This window comes from Phytobacter sp. V91, from assembly GCF_965644225.1.
GTDB lineage: Bacteria > Pseudomonadota > Gammaproteobacteria > Enterobacterales > Enterobacteriaceae > CBFFRJ01.
On the sequence record NZ_CBFFRJ010000333.1, the window covers coordinates 1 to 359 of the forward strand.

Below are 359 nucleotides of genomic sequence, written 5' to 3' on the forward strand. Positions count from 1 at the left end.
CAGCCGTATTACGACCGCGCCGACCGTCCGCGCATTGATGCCTGGCAGACCATCGTGAACGGCAGGCTGGGGCTGCACGACCCGAACGCGCCGGAAAACCGGCGGGCGCTGGTCACGCCGTCCGCGCTGCCGGAAACGAAGCAGGAAGCCTCCCAGGCGATTACGCGGGGTTTACTGGCCTTAGCCTTATCCGGGGAGCTGAAAACCCGTCAGGACGTTACCGAGGCGCTGGAAAGCGCAGGTTTTGAGGTGGTGCGCACCACGAAAAGCAGCATCAGCATTGCCGACCCGGACGGGGGGCGAAACATCCGACTGAAGGGAGCCATCTATGAACAGTCTTTTAACGCTGGCGAAGGACT

The 359-nt window shown here is 62.7% G+C and carries 1 pseudogene; it reads left to right on the forward strand.

Going from position 1 to position 359, the window contains the following annotated elements:
• A pseudogene (locus ACSZO4_RS25915) lies at window positions 1–359 on the forward strand (plasmid mobilization relaxase MbeA); the annotation flags it as partial.